Origin of the sequence: Lactiplantibacillus herbarum (genome assembly GCF_001039045.1) — a bacterium.
Classification (GTDB): domain Bacteria; phylum Bacillota; class Bacilli; order Lactobacillales; family Lactobacillaceae; genus Lactiplantibacillus; species Lactiplantibacillus herbarum.
In genome coordinates, this window is sequence record NZ_LFEE01000002.1 from 1 (window position 1) to 4,506 (window position 4,506).

Sequence of the window (4,506 nt, forward strand, 5' to 3'; positions counted from 1 at the left end):
ACTGTTAAATCAATGGTTTAAGCTGTTTTGAGACATTCAACCTTTAGTTAGGTTAAGTGTTAGCGCCACGGAATAACGAAGACGCCAACCTGTAATAGGATAATGCCACCAATGACGATGGCCCAATCAATCGTGGTTAATGGGACTTTTCGATAATGTGTCCGTGCTGCATCTTCCACAAAACCGTGTGACTGCATCGCTTCAGCGAGATTCTGCGACCAGTTGATTGAGACGAGAATCGCCTTAAAGTACAACTGTGGTGACCAGAAAGATAAGTTCTGACCCCGCATTAGTCCGGCAGTTCGAATGATCTGGACCTCATGCTTAATGCGCGGAACGAGGTTATAGGCTGCTAGGACTCCGTACGCAAATTTAGCCGGTAGATGCCAGTTTTGCTCCAACGAATCAGCTAATTGAAGAATATCCGTCGTCAGTGTGAAGGTGGCCCCAGTGAAGACGAACGCGTAGATTCGCGTAAAGAGCACCCACGCCATCAAAGTACGGTTACCGGTACCATTGATGTACTGAGTACTCCATAACCCAATGGCGGGTAACAGTGGGACGACTAACAACCAGGCTAATGTCCGTAAGCGAACGTGGTGGGCTAATAGGTAGGCAATCGCTAGAATAATCAGCGCGACGTTAAGGCTAACGATTGTTGTGAATGATAATTCGAAGGCGATCACTACTAATAACGCGAGTTTCATACTAGGATTCATCAGCGCACCACCCATTCAAGCTGTTGTTGGTCAAAATGTAGGTGATAATCGATCAACGGTGTCAGTCCAGTTAATTGGTGGCTGATGATAATTAACGTCTGCTGCGTGACGGCGATAGTCGTCTGCAATAAATCCACGAGAGCAGTTACGGATGCCAAATCGAGTCCCTTTAATGGTTCATCCATCAGTAGGACGGGTGACTGTATGATCAGCATCAAGAGAATCTGCAATTTCTTTTTCTGCCCCTCACTTAAAGTGTAGATGACCTGTTCATCGTGATCAGCGAGGTTCAACTGGGTCAATGCAGCCTGAATTCGTGCAGATGTGAAATAGTCACCATAAGCATAGCGTTGGCTCTGGGCTAGTTCCTCGGCAACCGTGATATTCAAGAATTGCGTTTCTGCATCTTGAAAAAGTAATGCAACGTGACGGGCATAGCGTTTGCGATTGAGCTTCGTTATGATGGTGCCATCGTAGGAAATGGCGCCATCATAAGGATGTAGGCGAACGAGCGCTTCAAATAAAGTCGACTTACCACTGCCGTTTGGCCCCGTGATGAGTGTCGTGTGGTGAGCCAATAGTTGGCAGGTAGTCGGTTTTAGAAGCTGCCGGGTACCCGCTTTTAAGGTCGTATTAGTTAATTGGAAAAGGGGCTGATCAACGAGCTGTGGCGCTGACAATGGTGGTAATGCGGGTTCATCAAAAGCTGAAAACAGCGTTGACCATTGTGATTTAGCGAGTACCTCCAGTTGGTGATCCGTTGTAATCTTGACGACTTGATCAACAATTGACTGATAACCAGTCAGGTCGTGGTCGGCGAGAATAATCGTTTTGCCGGTGTTGCGTAAGTCGACGAGTCGTTCTAATAGGATTTTTCGGGCGGCCGGATCGACACTGGCAAACGGTTCATCAAGTAAAATGACATCGCTATCCATGGCAACGATGACCGCCAGTGCAACTTTCTGTTTTTCACCACCAGACAGGTGATTGAGCAGTCGTTTTTGTAATGAGCGAATACCGACAAAATCGAGGGCATACTCCAAGCGTGTTAGAATCTGGTCCGGTGTGACGCGTAAGTTTTCTAGCGCAAAAATCAGTTCGTTTTCCACCGTATCCATTGCAAACTGTTGATTAGGATTTTGAAAGAGCATTGCGACTCGTTGGGCGGAAGAATTAGTGCGTTCAGCTTTTACAGGTACGTCGTCGAAATTGATAGTTCCCTGATTATCCGGTAATGGTAATAGGCCCGCAATTAACCGAAGTAGTGTTGATTTTCCTGTTCCTGAAGGCCCGGTCAGCAGTGTGAACTGGTTAGCAGGAAACGTTAAGCTGACGTGATCCAAAATGGGCGTTTGCGCCTGCGGGTACGTGTAAGTTAAATTGTTAAGCGCAATGGTTGCCATGTGTGCGGACCTCCCGTCATTATTTGTTAAGATGTGCGGATTTCATCACGTGGCTTCGGTCGAGTAAATCCGTAATGGCTCTAGTCAAAATACCACCGAAGACTAGCATTGAGATGAAACGCACGACAAAGTAGAGTACTAGCAACCAGAGTTGTAGCTTGGCGTAACCGCTACGGGCGAGGTCCCAGCCGAACGTGACTAGGGTTGTGGTGAATGCCGCTGAAGTTAATCCAATCCAGTCGTAGTGCTTATAGCGAGTGACAATGTAGCCGAGTTCGGAGCCAAAACCTTGAACGACTCCAGAAATCAGGGTAGTGATGCCCCATTGACCGCCGAAGAACATTTCAACGATGGAAGCCAGGAGTTCGCCTAGTACAGAGGCTCCCCTGAGTCGTAATAAGTAACCTGCCAGCATCCCTGGCATACACCAGAGTCCGAGTAGCAGCTCATTGGCAAGACCGCTGAGTCCAAACGGCGTTAATGCTGCGGTTAAAAGGTCATAAACATAGTTAGTCCCCATAAAGATAGCACCGAAAAAGATGCCAACTAGTGCAAGTAAGATGATGTCGCTTAAGTACCATGATTTAACCCATTTCATGAGTAAATCCTCCTAAGAATAGTGTTTCATTCACGCATCTAAGCAGAAAAAAACGCCTACCACTAGTAATACGGTGGCAGGCGGCTAAGTCTGAATTGATGGTTCCCCAAAAAGCATTGCTCCCTGCGCTGGCATTATCCAGATTCAGGTTCAATGGGTATTATCTCAGCCGTGATTGGCACCCCAGTTGCTATGAATGATAAGTTCAGTGTACCCAATATTAGATGTAAGCGCAATTAATTGTGCTGAATAAGAGCAAAGTGTATGGGAAAATCACATTTTTGTGGTTTACTAAAGATAATTAACGTTTAGATTAGGTTGAATTCTTAAGGAGGAATGTTGATGCCTACTTCAGTATATGATTATTCAGAAACGGAAATGAGTGGTGCAGCGCTCGACTTAGCCCAATATCGTGGTAAAGTCTTGTTGATTGTGAATACTGCTAGCAATTGTGGTTTAGCACCCCAGTTCAAAGGGTTAGAGGAACTTCATCAGAAATATCAGGATGAAGGATTGGTGATCTTGGGATTACCATCTAATCAATTCCATCAAGAAAAAGCTGATGACGAGGAAACCCAGGATTACTGTCAACGTCATTATGGGGTCACTTTCCCAATGACTAAGCGCGTGATGGTCAACGGTGATGAGGCTGATCCCTTATTTACCTATTTGAAACAAGCTGCGGGTCACGGTCGCATTAAGTGGAACTTTACTAAGTTCTTAATTGGTCGCGATGGCCGCGTCTTAGAACGTTATGCGCCAACCACACGGCCAGCAACGTTTGAAGCAGTGATTCGTGATGCCTTAGCTGATCGTTCATAAAGCAAGTATTTTACTGAGGGAGTTGAAGCGTGTTGGAAACTTATACATTACGTGATGGGTTAACAATTCCGAAAATCGGTTTTGGAACCTATCAATTGAATGGCGCACACGGCGTCCAAGTAATCGATTCCGCAATTGATCGGGGTTACCGGTTGCTTGACACAGCGTTTAATTATGAAAATGAAGGTGCTGTGGGTGAAGCAGTTCGCCGGTCATCAGTGCCACGTTCGGAATTAGTGATTTCATCCAAGTTACCTGGACGTCATCATAATTACAATGAAGCGATTAATACGATTCAAGAATCCTTGTATCGAGCTGGTCTCGACTACTATGATCTATATTTGATCCACTGGCCTAACCCCAAGGAAGACCATTACGTGGAAGCTTGGCGCGCGTTGATCGATGCCCAGAAGTTAGGGCTAGTGCGTTCAATTGGGGTCTCAAACTTCTTACCAGAACATTTGGATCGTCTGGCTGCTGAAACGGGTGTGTTACCGGTTATCAACCAAGTTGAACTGCACCCATACTTTAATCAGCAGGCACAACGGGATTATGATACTGCTCACGATATTTTGACGCAGGATTGGAGTCCACTAGGTCGGGCGAGTGAGATGCTTAAAAATACGACGTTACAGGAAGTTGCTGCTCACTATCAAAAGAACGTGGGCCAACTGATCTTGCGGTGGGAACTACAATTAGGGACGTTGCCAATTCCTAAATCATCCACACCAAATCGACAGTTAGGTAATCTGGATGTCTTCGATTTTGAAATCAGTGCCGCTGATATGGCCACCATTAATGGGTTGAGTCATGCCGCTGGTCGGTTGAAGAACCAAGATCCAGCGGTGTACCAAGAATTCTAGTTGTTAATATGGAAAACAAAGCTGACGTTACATCATGATGACCATGATACAACGTCAGCTTTTTAATTGGTTTCTAAAGGTTGAAAGTTAATTATTCAATG

General features: G+C 45.7%; 5 protein-coding genes and 1 riboswitch. Of the genes, 2 read left to right on the top strand and 3 right to left on the bottom strand.

Translation table 11 applies throughout. From position 1 onward, the window contains the following. Positions 1 to 59: 59 nt before the first annotated feature. Genes ACG95_RS01290 through ACG95_RS01300 form a run of 3 tightly spaced genes read right to left on the bottom strand, consistent with a single transcriptional unit; the run spans position 60 to position 2,720 of the window. Positions 60 to 719, bottom strand: coding sequence for an energy-coupling factor transporter transmembrane component T family protein (locus ACG95_RS01290; RefSeq protein WP_047998766.1), 660 nt, complete (start codon positions 717 to 719; stop codon positions 60 to 62). Further along, on the bottom strand, positions 719 to 2,122 hold the full coding sequence (locus tag ACG95_RS01295) for an ABC transporter ATP-binding protein (protein WP_047998767.1): 1,404 nt from the start codon (positions 2,120 to 2,122) through the stop codon (positions 719 to 721). The genes ACG95_RS01290 and ACG95_RS01295 overlap by 1 nt, the downstream gene beginning before the upstream one ends. 19 nt (positions 2,123 to 2,141) lie before the next feature. Beyond that, positions 2,142 to 2,720 (bottom strand): ECF transporter S component, encoded by a 579-nt coding sequence (locus tag ACG95_RS01300; protein WP_047998768.1) that lies wholly within the window; start codon positions 2,718 to 2,720, stop codon positions 2,142 to 2,144. Positions 2,721 to 2,821: 101 nt separating this feature from the next. Then, positions 2,822 to 2,916, bottom strand: a riboswitch (TPP riboswitch). A gap of 146 nt (positions 2,917 to 3,062) precedes the next feature. Here ACG95_RS01300 and ACG95_RS01305 point away from each other — a divergent pair. Beyond that, a complete protein-coding gene (locus tag ACG95_RS01305) occupies positions 3,063 to 3,542 on the top strand; it encodes a glutathione peroxidase (protein ID WP_047998769.1) in 480 nt (159 codons plus the stop codon). A 32-nt stretch (positions 3,543 to 3,574) separates the two neighbouring features. Further along, the gene (locus ACG95_RS01310) at positions 3,575 to 4,405 is read left to right on the top strand and encodes an aldo/keto reductase (protein ID WP_047998770.1); all 831 of its coding nucleotides are present in this window, start codon (positions 3,575 to 3,577) and stop codon (positions 4,403 to 4,405) included. Positions 4,406 to 4,506 lie beyond the last annotated feature (101 nt).